The 19,975-nt window shown below is 68.3% G+C and carries 16 protein-coding genes and 1 pseudogene; 13 read left to right on the top strand and 4 right to left on the bottom strand.

The features are described from left to right. Window positions 1-128 precede the first annotated feature (128 nt). On the top strand, window positions 129-941 hold the full coding sequence (locus ACE37B_RS05800; protein WP_409922328.1) for a hypothetical protein: 813 nt from the start codon (window positions 129-131) through the stop codon (window positions 939-941). Between the two features lie 76 nt (window positions 942-1,017). On the opposite strand, the pseudogene ACE37B_RS05795 reads toward ACE37B_RS05800, so the two are convergent. After that, window positions 1,018-1,134 (bottom strand): annotated as a pseudogene (locus ACE37B_RS05795) (IS630 family transposase); the annotation flags it as partial. Between the two features lie 75 nt (window positions 1,135-1,209). On the opposite strand from ACE37B_RS05795, the gene ACE37B_RS05790 reads away from it, so the two are divergent. Continuing rightward, complete coding sequence (locus ACE37B_RS05790; protein WP_409922327.1) at window positions 1,210-1,704, top strand: DUF2231 domain-containing protein; 495 nt, start codon at window positions 1,210-1,212, stop codon at window positions 1,702-1,704. Window positions 1,705-1,784: 80 nt separating this feature from the next. On the opposite strand, the gene ACE37B_RS05785 is transcribed toward ACE37B_RS05790, so the two are convergent. Continuing rightward, window positions 1,785-2,861, bottom strand: a complete 1,077-nt coding sequence (locus ACE37B_RS05785; protein ID WP_409922326.1) for a peptidoglycan-binding protein — start codon at window positions 2,859-2,861, stop codon at window positions 1,785-1,787. A gap of 149 nt (window positions 2,862-3,010) precedes the next feature. On the opposite strand from ACE37B_RS05785, the gene ACE37B_RS05780 reads away from it, so the two are divergent. The 7 genes from ACE37B_RS05780 to ppgK all read left to right on the top strand — a co-directional run bounded on the left by ACE37B_RS05780 (window position 3,011) and on the right by ppgK (window position 14,106). Next, complete coding sequence (locus tag ACE37B_RS05780) at window positions 3,011-5,023, top strand: molybdopterin oxidoreductase family protein (RefSeq protein WP_409922325.1); 2,013 nt, start codon at window positions 3,011-3,013, stop codon at window positions 5,021-5,023. Further along, entirely contained in the window at window positions 5,024-6,787 is a 1,764-nt protein-coding gene (locus ACE37B_RS05775) for an NADH-ubiquinone oxidoreductase-F iron-sulfur binding region domain-containing protein (RefSeq protein ID WP_409922324.1), read from the top strand. Beyond that, entirely contained in the window at window positions 6,784-7,641 is an 858-nt protein-coding gene (locus ACE37B_RS05770) for a 2Fe-2S iron-sulfur cluster-binding protein (RefSeq protein ID WP_409922323.1), read from the top strand. Before ACE37B_RS05775 ends, ACE37B_RS05770 begins: the two co-directional genes overlap by 4 nt. Window positions 7,642-7,755: 114 nt before the next feature. After that, window positions 7,756-8,991, top strand: a complete 1,236-nt coding sequence (locus tag ACE37B_RS05765) for an acyl-CoA dehydrogenase family protein (RefSeq protein ID WP_409922322.1) — start codon at window positions 7,756-7,758, stop codon at window positions 8,989-8,991. Window positions 8,992-9,097: 106 nt separating this feature from the next. Further along, window positions 9,098-11,095: a hypothetical protein gene (locus tag ACE37B_RS05760; protein WP_409922321.1), complete on the top strand. Its 1,998-nt coding sequence runs from the start codon at window positions 9,098-9,100 to the stop codon at window positions 11,093-11,095. 112 nt (window positions 11,096-11,207) lie between these two features. Next, entirely contained in the window at window positions 11,208-13,232 is a 2,025-nt protein-coding gene (locus tag ACE37B_RS05755; protein ID WP_409922320.1) for a CSLREA domain-containing protein, read from the top strand. 121 nt (window positions 13,233-13,353) lie between these two features. Continuing rightward, window positions 13,354-14,106, top strand: a complete 753-nt coding sequence (ppgK, locus tag ACE37B_RS05750; RefSeq protein WP_409922319.1) for a polyphosphate--glucose phosphotransferase — start codon at window positions 13,354-13,356, stop codon at window positions 14,104-14,106. Here ppgK and ACE37B_RS05745 read toward each other — a convergent pair. Beyond that, entirely contained in the window at window positions 14,093-15,055 is a 963-nt protein-coding gene (locus ACE37B_RS05745) for a YihY/virulence factor BrkB family protein (RefSeq protein ID WP_409922318.1), read from the bottom strand. The two genes, ppgK and ACE37B_RS05745, sit on opposite strands and share 14 nt — an antisense overlap. A gap of 280 nt (window positions 15,056-15,335) precedes the next feature. On the opposite strand from ACE37B_RS05745, the gene ACE37B_RS05740 reads away from it, so the two are divergent. The 4 genes from ACE37B_RS05740 (at window position 15,336) to ACE37B_RS05725 (ending at window position 18,986) form a co-directional block, all read left to right on the top strand. Next, a complete protein-coding gene (locus ACE37B_RS05740) occupies window positions 15,336-16,370 on the top strand; it encodes a hypothetical protein (RefSeq protein ID WP_409922317.1) in 1,035 nt (344 codons plus the stop codon). Window positions 16,371-16,390: 20 nt separating this feature from the next. Beyond that, window positions 16,391-16,996 carry an RNA polymerase sigma factor gene (locus ACE37B_RS05735; RefSeq protein ID WP_409922316.1) on the top strand — a complete coding sequence of 202 codons (606 nt, stop codon included), beginning with the start codon at window positions 16,391-16,393 and terminating at the stop codon, window positions 16,994-16,996. Then, on the top strand, window positions 16,993-17,964 hold the full coding sequence (locus ACE37B_RS05730; RefSeq protein WP_409922315.1) for a hypothetical protein: 972 nt from the start codon (window positions 16,993-16,995) through the stop codon (window positions 17,962-17,964). The genes ACE37B_RS05735 and ACE37B_RS05730 overlap by 4 nt, the downstream gene beginning before the upstream one ends. Before the next feature lie 92 nt (window positions 17,965-18,056). Further along, window positions 18,057-18,986 (top strand): carbohydrate kinase family protein, encoded by a 930-nt coding sequence (locus ACE37B_RS05725; protein WP_409922314.1) that lies wholly within the window; start codon window positions 18,057-18,059, stop codon window positions 18,984-18,986. A gap of 57 nt (window positions 18,987-19,043) precedes the next feature. Here ACE37B_RS05725 and ACE37B_RS05720 read toward each other — a convergent pair whose 3' ends face one another. Further along, window positions 19,044-19,874, bottom strand: a complete 831-nt coding sequence (locus ACE37B_RS05720) for a helix-turn-helix transcriptional regulator (RefSeq protein WP_409922313.1) — start codon at window positions 19,872-19,874, stop codon at window positions 19,044-19,046. Window positions 19,875-19,975: the final 101 nt, after the last annotated feature.

Genomic DNA, 19,975 nt, shown 5'->3' with positions numbered 1-19,975 from the left:
TATACCAAACCCCGGCTCCGAAGTCGTAATGGCCACATTCTCCACCGGGCTGCAAGCATTCTCACCCCAGGCGTAGGACATCGATGGACTCAACCAGGCCTACCCAGGGACGTGACAGGAGCAGCGAGATGAAGACGCAATCGATCAAGACGATTCCATGTGTTCTCGGCCTGCTCCTCACAGCATGCGGGACACCGTCGACGAACGACGCGGCCAACGACGGCCTGCCTCGACCCGAGCCGGAGACTCCTGTGACCACGGTTCTCACGGGCCGGACGATTCCGGTGAACCCAATCGACCTGGTACCCGGCCCCGGTGGAGGATTCAACATCGGTGAGCATCCGAGTGACGACTTCGAGCGCGGAACGTGCACCACCACCCAGACCTACATCTACGGGCCCGGCGAACATCCCCTCAACGACTTCGTCAAAGAAGCTGGGTACCGAACCGCTCAAGACATGGCCGAGCACGCAACTCAGGTCCTCCGGGTTCGCATCGATCAGGTGTCGCCCGGCTCAGCGTTCGCGCCGATCGGAGTGGAAGACGAACTCCCGCTCGATGCCGACGGCAACGACGCCAACGTCTACACGCTTGACCTCACCCAGGTCAAAGCAACGGTGACCGAGGTGCTCCTCGGAGATGCGAAAGCGGGGGCGGAGATCTTGATCACCGAGCTTGGCTGTCTGCCCGAGAAATCGACAGCGTCAACGACGCCCGGCGCGGAAATTCTGCTTGTTGCGAGTGATGTCACGCCCGGTCGGAGCCCTGACGCTGCCCTCGGGAGCACCTATCACACGCTGGACTGGATGGAGATTGCAGCTGACGGCCGTCTCCTTCCGCGTCGAGGGGTCGAGGGCAGTCCGCCGCTGGCATTGTTCATGGAGGGCAACACCTTGGATGGTGTCCGACGCGAGATCGAGCAGATCGAGGTCGAGAAGTGAGCTCGTGTCGTGTCAGGCAACGTTTGCGCGGTTGATGATGTCGGCGAGTGGTTGGTTGGCGGCGTTGCGTTTGCGCCACCCCCTTGTCGACCACGAACTCGGCCAGCTTCGACAATGACCAGGTCGAGAACGGCAGATCGTGATTTGTCGGACGTGAAAGCGCAATCCTCTTGATCTCTTGCCGCTCGGGCAGTGCGGACAGATCCCGCCACCTCGGTGGTGGACGCGCAACCCACCGACGTTCCGGTCAGGGCACTAGGTTGTCGACGTGCTCGCAGGCTTGTTCGACGAATTCTTCGGAGTTCCCACCCATCCGTTCGCCGTCCACGCTCCGATCGTGCTCTTGCCGATCGCGGCGGTGGCCACCGTGGTCCTCGTGGTTCGGTCCGACTGGCGTCGGCGAATCTGGTGGGCAGCGCCGGCGACGATCCTCGTGCTCTTCGCGATGCTGTTCGTCGCGAAGGAATCGGGTGAGGCCGTGCTCGACTCCCAGAACGTATTCGGCAACGTCGATCGCCATCAGGAACTCGGCGAACAGACTGTGCTCATCGCGTTCGTCTGGCTCGTCGGGTCGATCGCGCTGGCCGTTCGGGATCGTCAGACGACGTCGACGAAGGCGTTGTCGTCAGATGTCGCGAGCCCGCCCCGTGATGCGATCGCCCTCGGACTCAGCATCGTCGTCGCGCTCATCGCGGTCGTTGCGACGATCTGGCTCATCCGCACCGGTCACGCTGGCGCCGAGTCGCGCTGGGTCATCGGCTGACCGGGCAGGCGTCGTCAGGTGACGTGACGCTGGTCGTCAGGTGACGTGACGCTGGTCGTCAGGTGACGTGACGCTGGTCGTCAGGTAACGACGACTTTGGTGCCGACGTCGGCGAAGCCCCACAGGAACGCTGCGTCGGTGTTGTGCTGGCGCTGGCATCCGCCCGACAGACGGGTCCCGAGTTCTTCGGTGGTCTGGTACACCTCACCGGTCGTCACCTTCGTGGGAATCCCGTGGAAGCCGATGTTGCCGCGCTCGGTCTTGAGGTAGCGGATCATCAGCGGGAGGTACGCCTTGCCGTTCCACGCCGTCGACACTTCCGAGCGGCTGTAGACGTAGTGCGTTCCGGGCAGTTCGTTGGAGTAGGTGCTGCCCGAGACGAGCCACGACCGGATGATCCGCTCGTTGCCGTCGACCGCCCAGACGCGCTGGCCGGCGCGGTCGTACACGACCCGGTACCCGGTCCCGGAGTTGTCGGGAAGCGGGGGAGCGTCATCGCCAGCGGATGCGACCGGTGACAACTCGACGCCCCACAGATCGGTGGCTCCGGGCGGCGGCGCCGGCGTACGGACGACCAGCGACTCCTCGTCGGGCCAGATCTCGAGGGCGAGCGCGCTCTCGCGTCCGACGACGCCGTCGACGAACAGGTCTTCGGCGAGCTGATACGACTGCACGGCGTCGAACGTCGCCTGATCGAAGTCGCCGGTGATCGCACCGTCGTAGTGGCCGGCCTCGGCGAGCGCACCCTGCAGGCACTCGACGCCCTCGCCGGATGCGCCGAGTCGCAGTGACAAGGCGCCGATCGTGCAGCCGCCATCGGCCCGCGTGATCGCACCTTCGGAGCTCTCGGGGTCGGGATCGGTGATGCCGGCGAGTTCGACGTCGACCATCTCGACGAAGGGCTCGTCGTCGTTGGCGGTGGCAGCGAGGATGTCACGTGCGTCTTGCACCAACTCGGCGCCGGCGGCGGTCTGGTCGGAGCTGACGATCGTCTCGTCGGCAGCGTCGTCGCCACCCGAGGTCACGACGACGCCGATGGCGGCCGCCCCGAGGACGGCGACGGTGGCGACACCGAGCACGAACTCACGTCGTCGCTGCTCGACCGGCTTGTCGAACGACTGATGTCGCTCGCCGGACCATTCCCGTACCTCACGCATGACCCCTCCAAGCTACCGAACGCGCGGGGGACGAGGGCGCGCGCGTTCGTCATTGTTTCGCACCCATCGCCGAGACGGCTGGTCGATGCGCCGCGACGATCCACCCAGCAGCCGGTGCCGACGACGGTGAGGGCACTACCGTTGAGGCCATGGCGAAGGGTCCTCGAATCGCTCGACACGACACGGTGGCTCGTCCGGGGCTCCCTCGGCTCACGACACCGATGGTGCGCGAGAACGGGTCGTTGCGGCCCGCGACCTGGGACGAAGCGCTCGATCGCGCCGCAGCCGGACTCGGCGTCGCCCGTCAGGCCATCGCCGACGGTTCTCGCCCGCATGCGTTCGGCATGTTCTCGTGTTCGAAGGCGACCAACGAGGTCAACTACCTCGCTCAGAAGTTCGCCCGAACGGTGATGGGGTCGAACGACATCGACTCGTGCAACCGAACTTGACACGCTCCCAGCGTCGTCGGTCTGGCGACAGTGTTCGGAGCAGGAGGTGGGACCTCGTCGTACGCCGAGGTCGAAGAAGCCGACGTGATCGTGCTCTGGGGATCCAATGCCCGAGAAGCCCATCCGATCTACTTCCACCACCTCATGCAGGGACTCAAGCGGGGGGCGCGGATGTATTGCGTCGATCCGCGCCGGACGTCATCGTCGAAGTTCGCCGACGTGTGGCTCGGCATCGACGTCGGCACCGACATCGCGTTGGCCAACGCGATCGCCCGTGAGATCATCCACGCCGGGTTGGCGAACGACGCGTTCATCGAGCATTCGACGCAGGGCTACGACGCGTTCGCTGCGTCGGTCGAGCCCTACACCCTCGACCTCGCAGCCGAGATCACCGGCGTGCCGGCGGAGGCGATCCGTGATCTCGCGCACGCGTACGCCACCGCGCCGAAGAGCCAGATCCTGTGGACGCTCGGGATCACCGAACATCACAACGCCGTCGACAACGTCCTGGCGTTGTGCAACCTGGCGCTGCTCACCGGCCACGTCGGTCGCTGGGGCTCGGGTCTCGTTCCGCTGCGGGGGCAGAACAACGTGCAGGGTGGCGGCGACATGGGAGCGTTGCCCGACAAACTTCCCGGCTTCCACAGCGTCGCCGACGACGCCGTACGGGCACGCTTCGAAGCGGCGTGGGGGCAGCCGTTGAACCCGACGCCCGGGCTGCACCTGACGCTGATGTTCGAGGCGATGGAGCGCGGTGAGCTGCGCTCGGCGTACGTCATCGGCGAGAACCCCGCCGACTCCGAGGCCGACATCCAGCACGCGCGACATCTCCTTGCGTCGCTCGATTGCCTCGTCGTGCAAGACATCTTCCTCACGCGCACGGCCGAACTCGCCGACGTCGTGTTCCCGGCGTCGGTCGCGTGGGCGGAGTCGGAGGGCACGGTCACGTCGTCGGAGCGGCGTGTGCAACGCGTGCGCGGTGCGGTTCCCCCGCCCGGGGAGGCTCGCCACGACATCGACATCCTCTGCGACCTCGCCGCTCGGATGGGCGTCGAACTCGGCCCGCGTGAGCCGGAGGCTCTGTGGGGCGAGCTGCGGTCGCTGTCACCCGCGCACGCCGGCATGAGCTACGAGCGCATCGAGGCCACCGGGGGTCTGCAGTGGCCGTGTCCCGACGAGGAGCATCCGGGGTCACCGTTCCTGCACGGATGGCTGTGGGAGCACGATCTGGGTGGCCGGGAACCGGCGCCGTTCTCGGTGGTCGAACATGCCGGGCCCAAGGAGGAATTGTCCGAACGCTTTCCGCTGCGGTTGACGACGGGACGCTCGCTCGACTCCTACAACACGGGCGTGCAGAGCGGTGGGTACACGTCGCCGATCCGCTACGGCGACGCACTCGACGTCAACCCGCTCGACGCGGCCGCGCTCGGCATCGTCGACGGTGAGGTCGTGCGGGTCTCGTCGCCACGCGGTCAGGTCGAGATGGCGGTGCGCCTCCAACCCGACATCCCCGTCGGCTTGACGTTCACGACGTTCCACTTCCCCGAACTCGTCGACGTCAACGTGCTCACGAACGACGCATGGGATCCGAAGTCGGGCACGTCGGAGTTCAAGGCCGCTGCGATCCGCATCGATCGACTCGAACCGGACACGCACGCCGTCATCGATGCCGGATCCGATGCAGTCCTCGACGCCGGGAAGCGGACCGGCTGAATGGCTGATCTCAAGCTGACCGTCGACACCTCGACCACCGAGGAGCGCGCAGCGGTCGACGCGGTGGTGGCGACGCAGGGGCGGTCGGTCGAGCACGTCTCCGAGCGACTCGTGCTCGGCGGCATCGCTCGCCGCGCTGCTCGACGGCATCTCCTCCTGCCCGGGCTGCATGCCCTCCAGGCGACGGCCGGTTGGATCAGCCCCGGCGGCATGAACTACCTGTGCGACGCGTTGCAGGTCCCGCCAGCAGAGGCGTTCGGCGTGGCGACCTTCTACGACCTGTTCCGCACCACCGACCCGCGGCACGATCGGTCGGTGCACCACGTCTGCATCGACACGGCCTGCCGGATCGCAGGTGCCGACGATCTCGCTCGCCGACTGGAAGCGGACGGTGCCGCCGTGCACCGCGGACCGTGCCTCGGCCAGTGCGAGCGTGCGCCCGCGCAGTTCGTCCAAGGTCGCGGTGAGGCCGACCACGTCCCCGCCGACGCGTCGCTCATCGCCGATCCCACCTCGTATCGGCTCCCGCAGCACGGCGCCGAGGAGCTGCGCCTGCTGCATCGGGTCGGCGTCGCCGATCCGACATCGCTCGCGTCGTATCGAGAGGTGGGCGGATATCGCATGTTGGCGCATGCGCTGGAGGTCGGTGCCGACGCGGTGATCGACGAACTCGCCGCAGCCGAACTCTCCGGGCGTGGGGGCGCGGCGTTTCCGACGGCGGTCAAGTGGCGAGCGGTCGCTGCCGAATCGGGGCGCGTGAAGCACGTCATCGCCAACGCGGATGAGTCCGAGCCTGGCACGTTCAAGGATCGTCTCGTGCTGGAGAACGACCCGTTCGCCGTGATCGAGGCCCTGACGATCGCGGGGATCGTCACCGGCGCCGAGCGAGGGTGGATCTACATCCGCGGTGAGTATCCGCTGGCGACCGCACGGCTACTCGGTGCGCTCGACCAAGCGCGTGCCGCTGGCCTGCTGGGCGTCGACGTGGCGGGCTCGGGCCGGCGCTTCGACATCGAACTACGGCGCGGCGCAGGTGCCTACATCTGCGGCGAGGAGACAGCGTTGATGGAATCGATCGAAGGGTTCCGGGGCGAGCCCAGGAACAAGCCTCCGTTCCCGACGACCCACGGCCTGTTCGGCCAGCCGACCGTGGTCAACAACCCGGAGACGTTGCTCAACGTGCTCGACATCTTGGAACACGGCGCCGATCACTACCGCACGCTCGGCACCGACGGCTCGTCGGGGCATCGACTGTTCTGCGTCTCGGGTCACGTGGCTCGACCGGGTCTGTACGAGCTGGCGTTCGGCGTCCGACTCGGCGACCTCCTCGACGCCGCCGGTGGCGCGACCGGCGAGATCCAGGCCGTGCTCCTCGGCGGGGCCGCCGGCATGTTCGTCGGACCCGATCACCTCGACCTGGAGTTGTCGCTCGAAGCGACCCGTGCAGCGGGGGTCACGCTCGGCTCCGGCGTGGTCACGGTGTTCAACGACCACGTCGACCTGGCCGACGTCGTCGAACGGATCGCCGAGTTCTTTCGAAGCGAGTCGTGCGGCCAGTGCGTGCCGTGCCGGGTGGGCACCGTCCGCCAACACGAGGTGATGGTCGAGATGCGCTCGCTGGGCCAGTTGAGCGCCGCCCGGCGAGCGTTGCTCGACGACATCGGCGCAGCGATGAGCGACGCGTCGATCTGCGGGCTCGGGCACACGGCCTCGGGTGCCGTGCAGTCCGCGCTGCGGCTGGGTCTCATCGGAGCGGCGCCGTGACCGCGCCGCCCGGGCAGCCGGACGCGGTACCGGTGTCGCTGATCGTCGACGGCGCCGAGGTCACGGTGCCGGCCGGCTCGACGATCCTCGACGCGTGCACCGCGAGCGGTGTCGATACGCCGACCATCTGCTTCGCGGAGAACCTGACGCCCGTCAACGCGTGCCGAGTCTGCGTCGTCGAGCTCGACGGCAGCCGGACGCTGGTGCCGTCGTGCTCGCGGCCCGCCGAGCAGAACATGGTCGTGTCGACCGATTCCGAACGGGTCCGACACAGCCGCCGGATGGTGCTCGAGTTCCTCGGCACCGCCAACGACCTGAGCGAAGCGCCCGACATCGTCGCGATGAGCGAACGCTATGGCGCGGACGTCGACCGATACCCCGATGCTGCAGCCCGAGTCGACGAGCCCGTCAAGGTGCAGGACAACCTCTACGTGCGCGACTACGACAAGTGCGTGCTCTGCTACAAGTGCGTCGACGCGTGCGGTGAGGAGGCGCAGTTCACCTTCGCCATCGCGGTGGCGGGCCGCGGGTTCGACGCTCGCATCTCGACCGAGTTCGACGTGACCCTGCCCGATTCCGCCTGCGTGTACTGCGGGAACTGCATCGGCGTGTGCCCGACCAACGCGTTGCAGTTCCGCACAGAGTTCGATCTGCGCCAGGCGGGGGAGTGGCGTGAGGAGGATCAGTCCGTCACGCGCACCGTGTGTTCGTACTGCGGGGTCGGCTGCAACCTCGAACTTCATGTGCAAGACGACCAGATCGTCAAGGTCACCAGCCCTGCCGATCACTCCGTGACCCATGGGCATCTGTGCATCAAGGGTCGGTTCGGCTGGAGCTACGTCAACTCGCCGTGACGACGGCAGAGCGGATCGCAGCATCGCGACGGGCCTGAGGTACTGTCGTCACCGTTTGCGTACCACGGTGCGGGTGGGGGACTCCCCGGGCACCACGACGAGAATCGAGCTGCGATGGACTTCGACCTGCCACCCGACGATCATCCCGACCGTCACGCCGTGCGGGAGTGGATTGCCGCCAACCCGAATCCGAGCGCAAGGGAGTTGGCCGAGGCAGGCTACGTCGTACCGCACTGGCCCAAGCCGTGGGGCCTCGAAGCCGACCCGATCCAGCAGTTGATCATCGACGACGAGTTGCACCGAGCCGGCATCCGCCGACCGGGTAACGCCATCGGTATCGGATGGGCGGCACCGACGATCCTGCTCGCCGGCACGCCCGAACAGCACGAGCGATTCCTCCCCAAGATCTTCAGCGGTGAGGAGATCTGGTGCCAGTTGTTCTCCGAAACCGAAGCCGGCAGCGACCTGGCCAATCTCGCGACGCGTGCCGAGCGCGACGGCGACGAGTACGTCATCAACGGCTCGAAGATCTGGTCGAGCGGGGCCCACTACTCGCAGTACGGCATCCTGATCGCTCGTACCGACCCGGATCAGCCCAAGCACAAAGGCATCTCGTACTTCATCATGCCGATGGACGCCGAGGGCCTCTCCATGTCGCCGATCGTCGACATGACCACCGCGCATTCGTTCAACCAGGTGTTCTTCGACAACGTCCGCATTCCGGCGTCGCTGCGCGTCGGCGAGGAAGGCGACGGTTGGCGGCTCGCGAAGGTGACCCTGTCGAACGAGCGGGTGTCGCTGTCGTCGGCCGGCTCGCTGTGGGGTGTCGGGCCGTCGGCCGAACATTTGCTCGAACTCGTCCGGAACAACGGCGGCATCGACGACCCGATCCTGCGCGACGAAGCGGCGGCGGTCTACATCGAGGCCGAGTTGCTCCGTCTCAACCGGTTCCGCAGCCTCAGCGCCACGTTGCAGGGCAAGACACCCGGCCCGGAGGCGTCGATCCAGAAGATCATGGCCGACGACCACGGCCAACGAGTGATGGCGCTCGCCAAGGCGCTGGTCGGCGCGAACGGGATGCTCGACGGATCGGGCCCGGCGGGTCGCGTGCCGTCGGAGATGCAGGCGGGGCCGACCGAGAACAACTTCGCGTCTCGGCCCGAGGCGCAGTTCCCCGACGTCGACCCGATCTGGCACTACGGCTATCTCTTCCACCCGGCGCTCACGCTCGGCGGTGGGACGTTCGCCGTCCAGCGCAACATCGTCGCCGAACACGTGCTCGGCCTCCCGCGTGAACCGAACGTGGAGCGCGGGATGACGTGGTCGGAGGGCCGAAAGCTCGCCGTCTGAGCGGCGCCGGCCGAATGCGCCGTGACGTGCCCCGCTCGGGGTCGGGGCGGGCATCGAACCATCGGCGCTGCACCGCCGGTCGACCGTGACGGTACTCTGAGCGTCGGTGTCGACTCGGCGGAGGGCAGAGGGCGACCGATGGACTCGGGCGCGGCGTGGTCTGTTCGTCGTCGTCTCGGCGACCGTCGCCCTCGTTCCGGTCATCCCGGTCACGCTGCCGATCCTGCCTGACCCGGGAGTGGCCTCTGCCGCAGGGGTGTTCGTCGTCGACTCGATCGCCGACGACGACGACCTCGCCCCGGGAGACGGCGTGTGCGCCACGGCGACGGGCGACTGCACGCTGCGAGCGGCGTTGGCCGAGGCGGCCGCGTTCGCCGGCCGGGACCGGATCGAGTTCGCGATCGCCGGAACCGGACCGCATCGGATCGAGCCGCAGAGCCCGCTGCCGTTGATCGACGACCCGGTCGGGCTCGACATCGACGGCTACACGCAAGCCGGGGCCACGGTGAACACGCTCGACCACGGTACCGACGCGAGGATCATGATCGAAGTGCGCGGGCTCGGGCCCGCCGCCATCGACGGGCTCGACATCCGCAGCGCCAACAACTCCGTGCGCGGGCTCGCGCTGTTCGACTTTCGCCGCCACGTCCGCCTCTTCGGCGCCGACGCGTCGACCAACGACATCTCGGGCAACTTCCTCGGCACGGACGCGGCAGCGACGTTCGCCCAGCCGGCACGGGTGACCAACTCGACGGGTGTGCAGATCGAGCGAGGCGCGAACCGCAATCGCATCGGACGCATCGGCAACGAGCATCGCAATCTCATCGCCGGCAACGGTGACCGCGGTGTCGGGATCTTCGACGCGGGTTCCGACGACAACGCCATCCAGAACAACCTCTTCGGTCTCACACCCGACGGCTCGGCTCGGCTCGGCAACTGGGGACACGGCGTCGACATCAACCACAACGCCAGCGGCAACCTGGTCGGCGGTCCGGTCGCAGGACAGGGCAACGTGCTGTCCGGCAACGAACTCTCCGGTGTCGAGATCTCTCACGATCGGCCGGGCGGCACGACCACTGACAACGTGGTCGTCGACAACCTCATCGGAACCACGCCCGACGGTTCGGCCGCGCCGCTCTATGCGCGCAACCGGGAGTTCGGGGTCAACCTGGAAGGTGCGCCGCGCTGTGCCGACGTGTGTCCAGCCGAGGTCAGCGGCAACGAAGTCCGTGGCAACGTGATCGTCGGGTCGAGCGCGAACGTCATGATCTGGAAGGGCGCTCACGAGAACCTGGTCACCTTCAACACGTTGGGCGTGCTCGCCGACGGGTCGACTGCCGAGTCCTCCGAGGCGACCACGTGGGCCGTGCTGATCCAGACGGGCGCGTTCGACAATCGAATCGAGCGCAACCTGATCGCCGGCGTCGCCCGCGGTATCCACGTCAAGGCCGACAACGACTATCCCGCCGCGTGTTTCTCGATCGACACGGTGTGTCCCGAGGACGCGGCGTTCGACACCTCGGGCAACACGTTCTCGAAGAACTCGATCCACGACATCGACGCCGGGCTCGGTATCGACCTCTACGTCCGCTCGTTCGGTGGCGACTGGGTCGCAGGCCCGAGCCTGCGCTCCGACGAACTCGTCAACGGTGGCATCGCGATGCCCGACATCGAGGTCGTGACGCCCGACGCACTGATCGGGTCGGCATGCGCCGGGTGCACCGTCGAGATCTTCGCCACGACGACGCCGCGCTGCGTCGACTGCTGGGCGGATCACGGTCGGGGTCGCTGGTGGGTCGCCGACGGGGTCGCCGACACCCAGGGACGCGTCGAGGTGACCTTCCGCGAACGGGCCGACGATCGCTACGTGGTTCGACTCGGTGAACAGGTCGTGATGCACGCGACGGACGCCGAGGGGAACACCTCCGAGCATTCGCTGCGTGTCACCGTGGGGCCGGGCGTCCTCGGACCGCCGGCCGACGACTCGGTCGTTCGGTTGCCGGTCGGTGCAGCTGCGCAGCCACCGGCGACGGCTTCGCTGTTCTCGCTGCTCGGCCGTTCGGCGTTCGGCGCGCAGCGTTGCGCCGTCTCGCTGCGCTGCTGACCTCGTTGCGCTGCGGCACACGTTCACGGTCCGGCACCGTTGACGTCAAGAAATCGTCAAGCACGCAGCGTGAGGAGATGACACTCTGCGTCGCCGGGCTACCGTACGGTCGATGTCTGGAGACGGGGCGGTGGCGCGGCGGTCCGGGCGGTGGCGCGCCTCGGTACGCAGGCCCGTCGCGGTGATGTCGGCGATCGGGTTGACGGCGTCGTCGGCAGCCATCGGCTTCGCCCCCGAGCCGGTCGTCTTCGCCGCCGGGGCCACGTACACGGTCGACTCGGTGGCCGACGATCCCGACACCGCAGTCGGCGACGGCATCTGCGACACCGGCCTGCTGGCGCCCGGAACGACAGAGTGCACGCTGCGGGCAGCGATCCAGGAAGCCAACGCCAACCCTGGCCACGACACGATCGAGTTCGACATCGCGGGCTCGCCGGTGCAGGTGCACACGATTCAACTCGCGTCGCAGCTGCCGATCATTCGAGCCGGGGGGCTCACGATCGACGGGTACACCCAGCCCTACGCCGCGCCGAACACCGCCCCGACCGGATCGAATGCCGACATCCGCATCGAGGTGAAAGGTATCGGGCCGTTCGCGTTCGACGGGCTGTATTTCCAGTCGAGCGACAACGTCGTCCGAGGGCTCTCGCTGTACGACTTCCACAACTCGATTCGCTTCTGGGCGGGGTCGCCCACGGTGACCGCCGATCGGAACCTGATCGTCGGCAACTTCATCGGAACCAATGCGGCCGGCACGTTCGCAGCGTCGGCGACCACGACGTCGGGCGATGGCGTCCACCTCCAGCAAGGGGCCGCCTACAACCAGATCGGTGCGTCGGGGGTCGAGAACCGCAACGTCATCTCGGGTTCGTCCGGCCGTGGTGTCGGCATCTTCAACCCGACCTCCGATCACAACATCATCGAGAACAACGTCGTCGGGCTCAATCCGGCCGGAACGGCACCGCTGATGAATCGCTCGCATGGAGTCGACATCAACTGGGGCTCGAGCGAGAACATCATCCGCAACAACGTGATCTCCGGCAACGGGGGTTCGGGGATCGAGATCTCCCACGACGCGCTCGGCATCTCGGCGCACGGCGGCGCCGGCGACACCGAGCTCAACGTCGTCGTCTTCAACCTGATCGGCACCGACCCGACCGGCCTGAACGCCGATGCCATCTTCGGCAACCACGAGTACGGCGTGGGCCTGGAAGGGCGCGGTCTGTGCAACGAGTTCTGTGCTCCCGACAGCAACGACAACCTGGTCGAGAACAACGTGATCGTCGGCAGCGGGATCAACGTCAAGATCTGGCGGGGATCACAGCGGAACGTCGTGCGCGACAACTGGATCGGTGTTCTGGCCGACGGCACGACGGGGTCGACGGCGGCGACGGAGTGGGGTGTTCTGATCGAGGTCGGAGCGATCGACAACCTGATCGAGAACAACCGGATCTCGCAGGTCGAGAAGGGCATCGTCGTTCGGCCGAACAGCACCAACGCCGGCGACAGCGAATGGCCGTCGTTCGGCAACACGTTCCGCGGGAACTCGATCGAGAACGTCGGACCCGGGTTGGGGATCGACCTCGCCCCGGAAGGCGAGGTGACCCTGTTTCCCGACCCGCTGGAGGTGCAGCACGGCGTCAGCTTCGGCGACGTCGTCGAGGTGAGTACCGACGGCGCCACCGTCACGGCGTGCAGCGACTGTGTGGTGGAGCTGTTCGAGACCGCTGCTGACACCGGCCAGTACGGGCAGGGGCGTCGGTCCCTGGGGACGGCGATCGCGGTGGGCGGGACCGCATCGTTCGTGTTCCGCGACGATCCGAGCGACCCGCTCGTCGTCGCGGAGGGGGAATTCGTGAGTGCGCTCGTCACCGACACGAACGGCAGCACCTCGGAGTTCTCCCTCCGACGACCGGTGACCGCAGGCCTCATCGTTCCTCCGCCGACGACCACCACCACCACGACGACCACCACCACCACGACGACGACCGTTCCGGCCGCGACGAGCACGACGGTTCCCGCCACGGCGACGACGACCACCACGCTGTCGACCACGCCAGCGCCCTCCGATGGCGTCGCCGGCCTCGCCGTCGTCACGCGACCGGCGCAACGCTGCTCCATCTCCGCCACCTGCTGACGGAGTCCCGTGCCGTCGAGTCGGCCAGGTACCCGCTCGACGGGCCAGCTCGCCGCGCAGGTGTGCCGCGCAGGTTCGACGCGCAGGTTCGACGGCGGGGCGGGAGCGCTACCTTGTCGGCGTGACGAATCAGGGGCCGGCCGAGCGACGTGCATTCGGTATCGACATCGGTGGAACGGGCATGAAGGCGGCGGTCGTCGATCTCGACACGGGCGACTTGTCGACCGAGCGGCATCGAATCGACACACCGAAACCGGCGACGCCCGCGGCGATGGCCGAGGTGGTCCGTGAACTCGTCGCCGTGCACGGCTGGACCGGAAGCGTCGGATGTGCGTTCCCGGCGGTCGTGCGCAACGGCGTGGTCGGGTCGGCTGCGAACATCGACGACTCGTGGCTCGACGTCGACGCCGACGCGGTGTTCACGGACGCGATCGGTGCCCCGGTACACATGCTCAACGACGCCGACGCTGCAGGCGTCGCCGAGATGCGGTTCGGTGCGGGGCGAGGCCGAGATGGTGTGGTGATGATGCTGACGTTCGGTACCGGTATCGGATCCGGGTTGTTCGTCGACGGCATCCTCGTTCCCAACACCGAACTCGGACACCTCGAGTTGGACGGCTTCGACGCCGAGAAGCGCGCCGCCGCGAGCGCGAAGAAGCGCGAGGACCTGTCGTGGACGCAGTGGGCCGAACGGGTCGAGCGCTATCTGCGCCACGTCGAGGCGCTGTTCTCTCCGGAGCTCTTCATCGTGGGAGGCGGGGCGAGCAAACAAGCCGACCGGTGGCTGCCGAAGGTGTCGATCGGCACCGAGATCGTCCCGGCGGTGATGCAGAACAACGCTGGCATCGTCGGCGCCGCGCTCAACGCTCCCTGAGCGGGTCGCCGTCGGCCGCGTGCGTCGACGCCGGCCCGAAGCCACCGTCACCCGTGCTCGCACCGTCACCGTCACCCGTGCTCGCACCGTCACCGTCATCCGTGCTGGCACCGTCACCGGTGCTGCGAAGATGGCGTACGACGTCGACGATCGTTCGGCTGTCGCTCACCACGCCGGCGCGTGACGCGAGCATCTCGTTGATCTCGCCGCCGATCAGCAACACGGTGCAGGCGCCCCACAGCCAGGTGAGCGCGAGCAGCAACGCTCCGGCGGCCCCGAGCACGTCGTTGGTTCCGGCGCCGCCGAGCAGACGGACGTACCAGCCGAACCCGATCGACAACGCGAGCCAGCCGATCGTCGTGAACACCGCGCCGGGGAGGTCGTACCTCCACGGCGTGTGATGGTTCGGCCCGATGTGGAACACGGTGGCCGACCAGGCGATCAGGACGGCGCCAGCGATCGCGAGCCGAAGCAGGATCGGCACGCTGCGATCGGCTCCGAACGACCACAACGCGGTCGAGAGCGCGATCACGACCAACGTGCCGATGGCGAGCCCGATCGCCAGCGCTCGTGTGTGGATGAAGTTGCGCCGTTCCTCGATGTCGTACACGGTGTCGAGTGCTCGGATCAGCCCGGCGAACCCGCGCGACACGGTGAAGATCGCCACGGCGATGGAGATGCTCAGTACCCCGCTGCGCTGTTGATCGAACAGATCGTTGACCGAGTCGGCGAGCGTGTCGGCCTCGGTCGTGAAGACGCGCTCGATGAACTCGAGCGTCACGCGGCGAAGATCGGCGGTCAGGCCGTCGCCCAACAGCGACACCGACGACAACCCGGCGAGCAGTGCGGCGGGCAAGCTCAACAGGATCCAGAACGCGACGCTCGCCGCGGCATCGAAGAGTCCGTCATCTCGGATCTCTCGGAACAACCGGGTCGACCACGAACGCATGACCTGATCCAGTCTGCCGCGAACTTCCAGGACTCGCGACCTCCGGCCTCGTTCGGGAGCGTGTGGTGCGGGCGCGTGTCGTTCGAGCGCGTGCGGTAATCGATGTCGGGTCGGTGACGTCGAAGAGTATGTGGCCCCACGCGACGAGCGCGACCACGACGGGTGCATCCACCCGGACCCATCATCGAACACAGGAGCCGAACTCATGACGATCATGTCTTCTCGCCGCCGCTCGGCGGCTCGCCCCCGACCACATCGCGGCGGTCCGAAGCGACGGCGCGTGGTGTCGACCTTCGCGACCATCACCGCCGTGATCGCGTCGATGCTGGCGCCGCCGCCGGCCACGGCAGCGAGCTCGACCGCGAGCTCGACCGCAAGCTCGGTGGCACGTCCGTGGAGGTCGGCCGTACCCATCGAGGTCTTGGATCTCGTGTGTACCGCGAAGGAGGGCGGCGCTCCGACGGTGCAGTGTCGTTGGTCGGTTCCTCGCTCCGACGCTGCGGGGGTTCGCGTGGTGCGTCGAGCACTCGTCGACCACGCGCCGCGAACGGTCATCTTCCGAACCGACGACGTCACGCAGAACTCGGTGACCGACGAGGTCCGCGCCGGTGCCCGGTATCTCTTCGCCGTGCAGGCCGTCGACGGCAACGGTCGCGTGGTGGCGGCGAGCCGTCCGGTGGTGGTCGGGGTTGCGCCGACGACCGCCGAGCTCGTGCGTCTCGAGTGCGAGCAGGTCACTGCCGAGCGGGTGTCGTGTTCGTGGAGCGACCCCGTCGTCGAAGGTCGGACGCTGACGCTGTGGCGTTCGGTCGACGGCGGGGCGCGCTCCGTCGTCGCATCGTTCGGCGATCCGTTCCCGACCGCCTACGGTGATGGTGTGTCGAGCGGTGCGACATCGGTGGCCTACGCCGTGATCGTCACCGACGGCGGAGGCGAGATCGTCGCCAGGTCGCGCGCCGAGACCGTTCGACTGCATGCGGGACCGACCGTGCCGACGACGAGCGTCGTGCCGGTCGACGCCCGGCCCGAGGTGGCGCCGCCGCTGCCGAACCAGCCGGTGGACGTGCAACCGGTCGAGGCTCAGCCCGTGGAGACGCGGCCGGAGTCGCAGCCGGTGGACACGAGGCCCGAGGTGCAGTCGGCGGAGACGCGGCCCGAGGTGCAGCCGGTGGACACGCGGCCGGAGGTGCGGCCGGTGGAGACGCGGCCCGAGGTGCAGCCGGCGGAGGTGCCACCGGTCGAAACGCAGCCGGACGTGCAGCCGGTGGAGACGCGGCCGGAACGGAGTGAGTCGACTCGTGGAGGCGACGGCTGAGAACGCCCCGGATCCTCAGGGTGCGCCGTCAGCGCACGGCCGACCAGAGCGATGCCGCCCTGGTCGGCCTCGCGCTCGCCGGCGACCCCGACGGGTTCGCGTTGCTGTTCCGACGACACGCTCCCGCCGTGATCGCGTTCGCTCGTCGGCGATCGGGTTCGGAGTCGCTTGCCGACGACATCACGGCGACGACGTTCGAGAAGGCCTGGCGTCGATTGGACACGATCGCCGATGCAGGCGACGGATTCCGACCCTGGGTCTTCCGAATCGCGGCGAACGAGATGGCGTCGCGGTACCGATCCGACGCCCGGCGATCCGGACGCGAGCAACGCACGGCCGACCGTGCCGTCGACGCCGTCTCGCAGCCGGAAGCCACCGCCCTGGCGACCATCGACGCGGAGCGCGTGCGTCACGCGGTGGGAGAACTCAAGCCGGCGCATCACGAGGTGATCGCGCTGCGCTTCTTCGCCGACCTGACGACCGGAGAAGTCGCCGAGGCGCTCCAGATGACCCCCGGCGCGGTCGCGGTTCGACTGCATCGTGCGCTGCGCGAACTCCAAGCGGTGCTTGCCGACGGCGACGCCGATCACTCGAGTCGAACGAACGAACCAGGAGCTGACCGATGACTGCCGCCGAGCCCGACCCGGACGTCGACGCGGTGTGGCGCAGCGACCCCGACCTCACCCAACTCGTCACGAAGCTCGACGCGCTGCGTACCCCTGTGGCCGAGATCAGCGATGCTCGCCTCGACGCGATCGAAGCGCGCCTCGGCGCCATGAGGGAGGTCGAGCCGTCCGCCTCCGCGCGGTCGCGCGCACGGGTCGCGCTGCTTGCGACGGCGGCGGCACTCATCGCGGTGGTGACCGTGGCGTTCGGGATGCTCGGCGACGACCGGGACCGGTTGGTCATCGCTGCTGCCGACGGCGTCGAGGTGGTGCTCCCGACCGGTGCCGCCGTGGAAGGCCGCGCCGGCCTCGAACTGCCGGACGGGACGGTGTTGACCGTCACCGGCTTCGTCGACGTCGAAGGAACCCGATTCGGCCCGGGCACCTATGTCGTCGACGCATCGCAGCTCGAACGTCTGGCCGACGACTCGTCGGCCGGGCAACCCGCGACGTCGCCCCGGTCGGGGTCCTCCGATTCGGACACGAGCGGGGTGCCCTCGACCGACGCCGCCGACGACCGGATCGAGGACGTGACCGAGCACGATCTCGACCAGGAACTCGACGTCGACCGACCGGCGACAACGGTCTCGACCGGCCCCGTCGACACCGCGGCACCGACGACGGCTGCGCCCGGCCGCGTCGATCCCTCCCCGCCGACGAGCGTGGTGCGACCGACGGTGGAAGGTGACGACTCCGCGCCGACGACCGTGGGACCCGGTCGTGCCGTCGACGCTCCGCCGGCGACCGTCCGACCTGCGGCGCCGACGACGTCTGCCCCCGGACCTGCGCCGACGACGAACCCTCCGGTGCCGACGACGAACCCGACTCGCCCCGCGACGACCTCCCCATCGAGGCCGGCCACCACCGCGCCAGCGACCTCGATCGTCCCGACCACCACGTTGCCGCAACGGGGCTCCGAGCGTCCCTGAGTCGGTGCTTGCGATCGTGGCGGTGAGGTCGCATCGCGGCCGCTCGCGCGAAGAGCGCGGGGTCGGGCAGCACTGATGGCAGCATGTCGGCCATGATCGTCGTCGTCGGAGAAGCACTCATCGATCTCGTCATCTCGCCGGACGGCAGTGTGGTCGCCGCACGGGGAGGGGCGCCGTACAACACCGCGCGTGCGCTCGGGCGTCTCGACACGAGGGTCGCCTTCGTCGGCGGGATGTCGGTCGACCGATTCGGCACGGATCTCGTCGCGGCGCTGGAGGCCGACGGCGTCGACGTCCGATGGCTGACCCGCACCGAGCGGCCGACGACGCTCGCCGCCGCCGAGATCGACGACCGTGGCGCTGCGTCGTACCGGTTCTACTTCGCCGAGACGTCGGCGCCGCTCGTCGATGCCGTCGACGTCGACGCTGCGCTGGCGAGCGCCGGCGAGCGGCCCTGGATCTTCACGGGCGGTCTCGGCCTCGTCCTCGAACCGATGGCCCAGACCGTCGTCGACGTGATCGATCGGATCGGCGACGAGGTCAGCGTGATGGTCGACGTCAACTGTCGGCCGGCCGTCATCGCCGACCGGGATGCCTACCGCGCTCGCATCGAGCATCTCGTGCGCCGCGCCGACGTGGTCAAGGTGAGCGACGAAGACCTCGACTACCTGTTGCCCGGACGCGAACCGAGCGTGGCCGCCAAAGCCCTCGTCGAACTCGGCGCACGCATGGTGGTGGTCACCGCCGGCGCCCGAACCACGCACGTCGTCGGGGACGGTCGGGTCACCGAGGTGCCGGTGCCACCGATCTCCGGCACGGTCGTCGACACGATCGGCGCCGGCGACACGTTCGGCGCCGGCCTGCTCGCCTCGCTCCACGCCAGCGGGGTCGGGCGGGACCGACTCGGTCACGACGACGTGGTGCGCGCGGTCGACGTCGGTCACGCCGCTGCCGGCATCGTCGTCACACGACGAGGAGCCGACCCGCCGCGTCGCGACGAACTCGGTGGTCTGCTGGGCTGACCCGGCCACGTCGAGATGCAGCGCCGGACACCGGGCCCGGCGAGGTCGACGCGAGGCTCAGACGAGGTAGTGACGAACCGAGAGCCGTTCGGCCGAATCGTCGCCGGGCACGGCGAGTTGTGCGACGACGCGAAGTGCCGGCCACTCCACCGGGGTGAGTTGCTGGTATTCGAACGTCAACTGACCGGCCGCTGGGTGCTGGAACCGCCGCAGACGGGTTTCGAACCCCGACACCTGCTGTTCGGGCCACCACGACGCGAACTCGTCGCTCTCCTCGGAGAGCAGCGCGATCAGTTCGGTCATCGCCGCGTCGTGGCGGATCGCCGACGTCGCCGAGCGGAACTCGGCCAGCGCCTGACGAGCGTGGATGTCCCAGTCGATGATCAACTCGCGGGTCGCGGGATCGGCGAACAACACCCAGAGCAGATTGCGGCGCGGCCCGTCGAGTTCGGTGATCCGTGGGTAGAGGCGAGCTTGCGCCGTGTTCCAGGCCACGAACTCCCAATGCGGGCCGAGCACGTAGGCAGGCGCCGGCATCAGCGCGTCGAGCAGTCGGGTGAGCGCGCTCGGAGCTTCGGTCGGTGCGTCGACGTCGGCGGTCCCCGGGTCGGTCAGTGCGACGAGGTGTTCGAGCCCGGCGTCGTCGAGGCGCAGCGCCCGCCCGATCGCCAGCAGCACGTCGTGCGACGCGTTGATGCGGCGACCCTGTTCGAGCCAGGTGTACCAGGTGACCGAGACGCCCGCCAGCAGCGCGACCTCTTCGCGTCGCAGACCCGGCGTCCGCCGGCCGCGAGTCGAGGGCAGGCCGACCTGTTCGGGGCGGATGGCCTCACGCCGGGCGCGCAGGAACCGAGCCAACTCCTGACGATGATCGCTCGAACCGGGCACGGCGCTCAGTCAATCAAACGGCGCCGGTCGCCGCGGCGATCTGGGTGGTACTCGCGGTTCCCGGCCTCCCGCCGACACCATCGCGCCGTGCGTCGCGGACG

This window comes from Ilumatobacter sp., from assembly GCF_046290335.1.
GTDB lineage: Bacteria > Actinomycetota > Acidimicrobiia > Acidimicrobiales > Ilumatobacteraceae > Ilumatobacter_A.
The sequence above is the reverse complement of the archived record's forward strand: the minus strand, read 5'-3'. Positions and strand labels throughout refer to the sequence as shown.

Coding starts and splice junctions, on each gene's coding strand:
- ACE37B_RS05730 (WP_409922315.1), top strand. CDS start 16,993: ATGACTGCCGCCGAGCCCGACCCGGACGTCGACGCGGTGTGGCGCAGC.
- ACE37B_RS05755 (WP_409922320.1), top strand. CDS start 11,208: ATGTCTGGAGACGGGGCGGTGGCGCGGCGGTCCGGGCGGTGGCGCGCC.
- ACE37B_RS05725 (WP_409922314.1), top strand. CDS start 18,057: ATGATCGTCGTCGTCGGAGAAGCACTCATCGATCTCGTCATCTCGCCG.
- ACE37B_RS05800 (WP_409922328.1), top strand. CDS start 129: ATGAAGACGCAATCGATCAAGACGATTCCATGTGTTCTCGGCCTGCTC.
- ACE37B_RS05785 (WP_409922326.1), bottom strand. CDS start 2,861: ATGCGTGAGGTACGGGAATGGTCCGGCGAGCGACATCAGTCGTTCGAC.
- ACE37B_RS05775 (WP_409922324.1), top strand. CDS start 5,024: ATGGCTGATCTCAAGCTGACCGTCGACACCTCGACCACCGAGGAGCGC.
- ACE37B_RS05765 (WP_409922322.1), top strand. CDS start 7,756: ATGGACTTCGACCTGCCACCCGACGATCATCCCGACCGTCACGCCGTG.
- ACE37B_RS05745 (WP_409922318.1), bottom strand. CDS start 15,055: ATGCGTTCGTGGTCGACCCGGTTGTTCCGAGAGATCCGAGATGACGGA.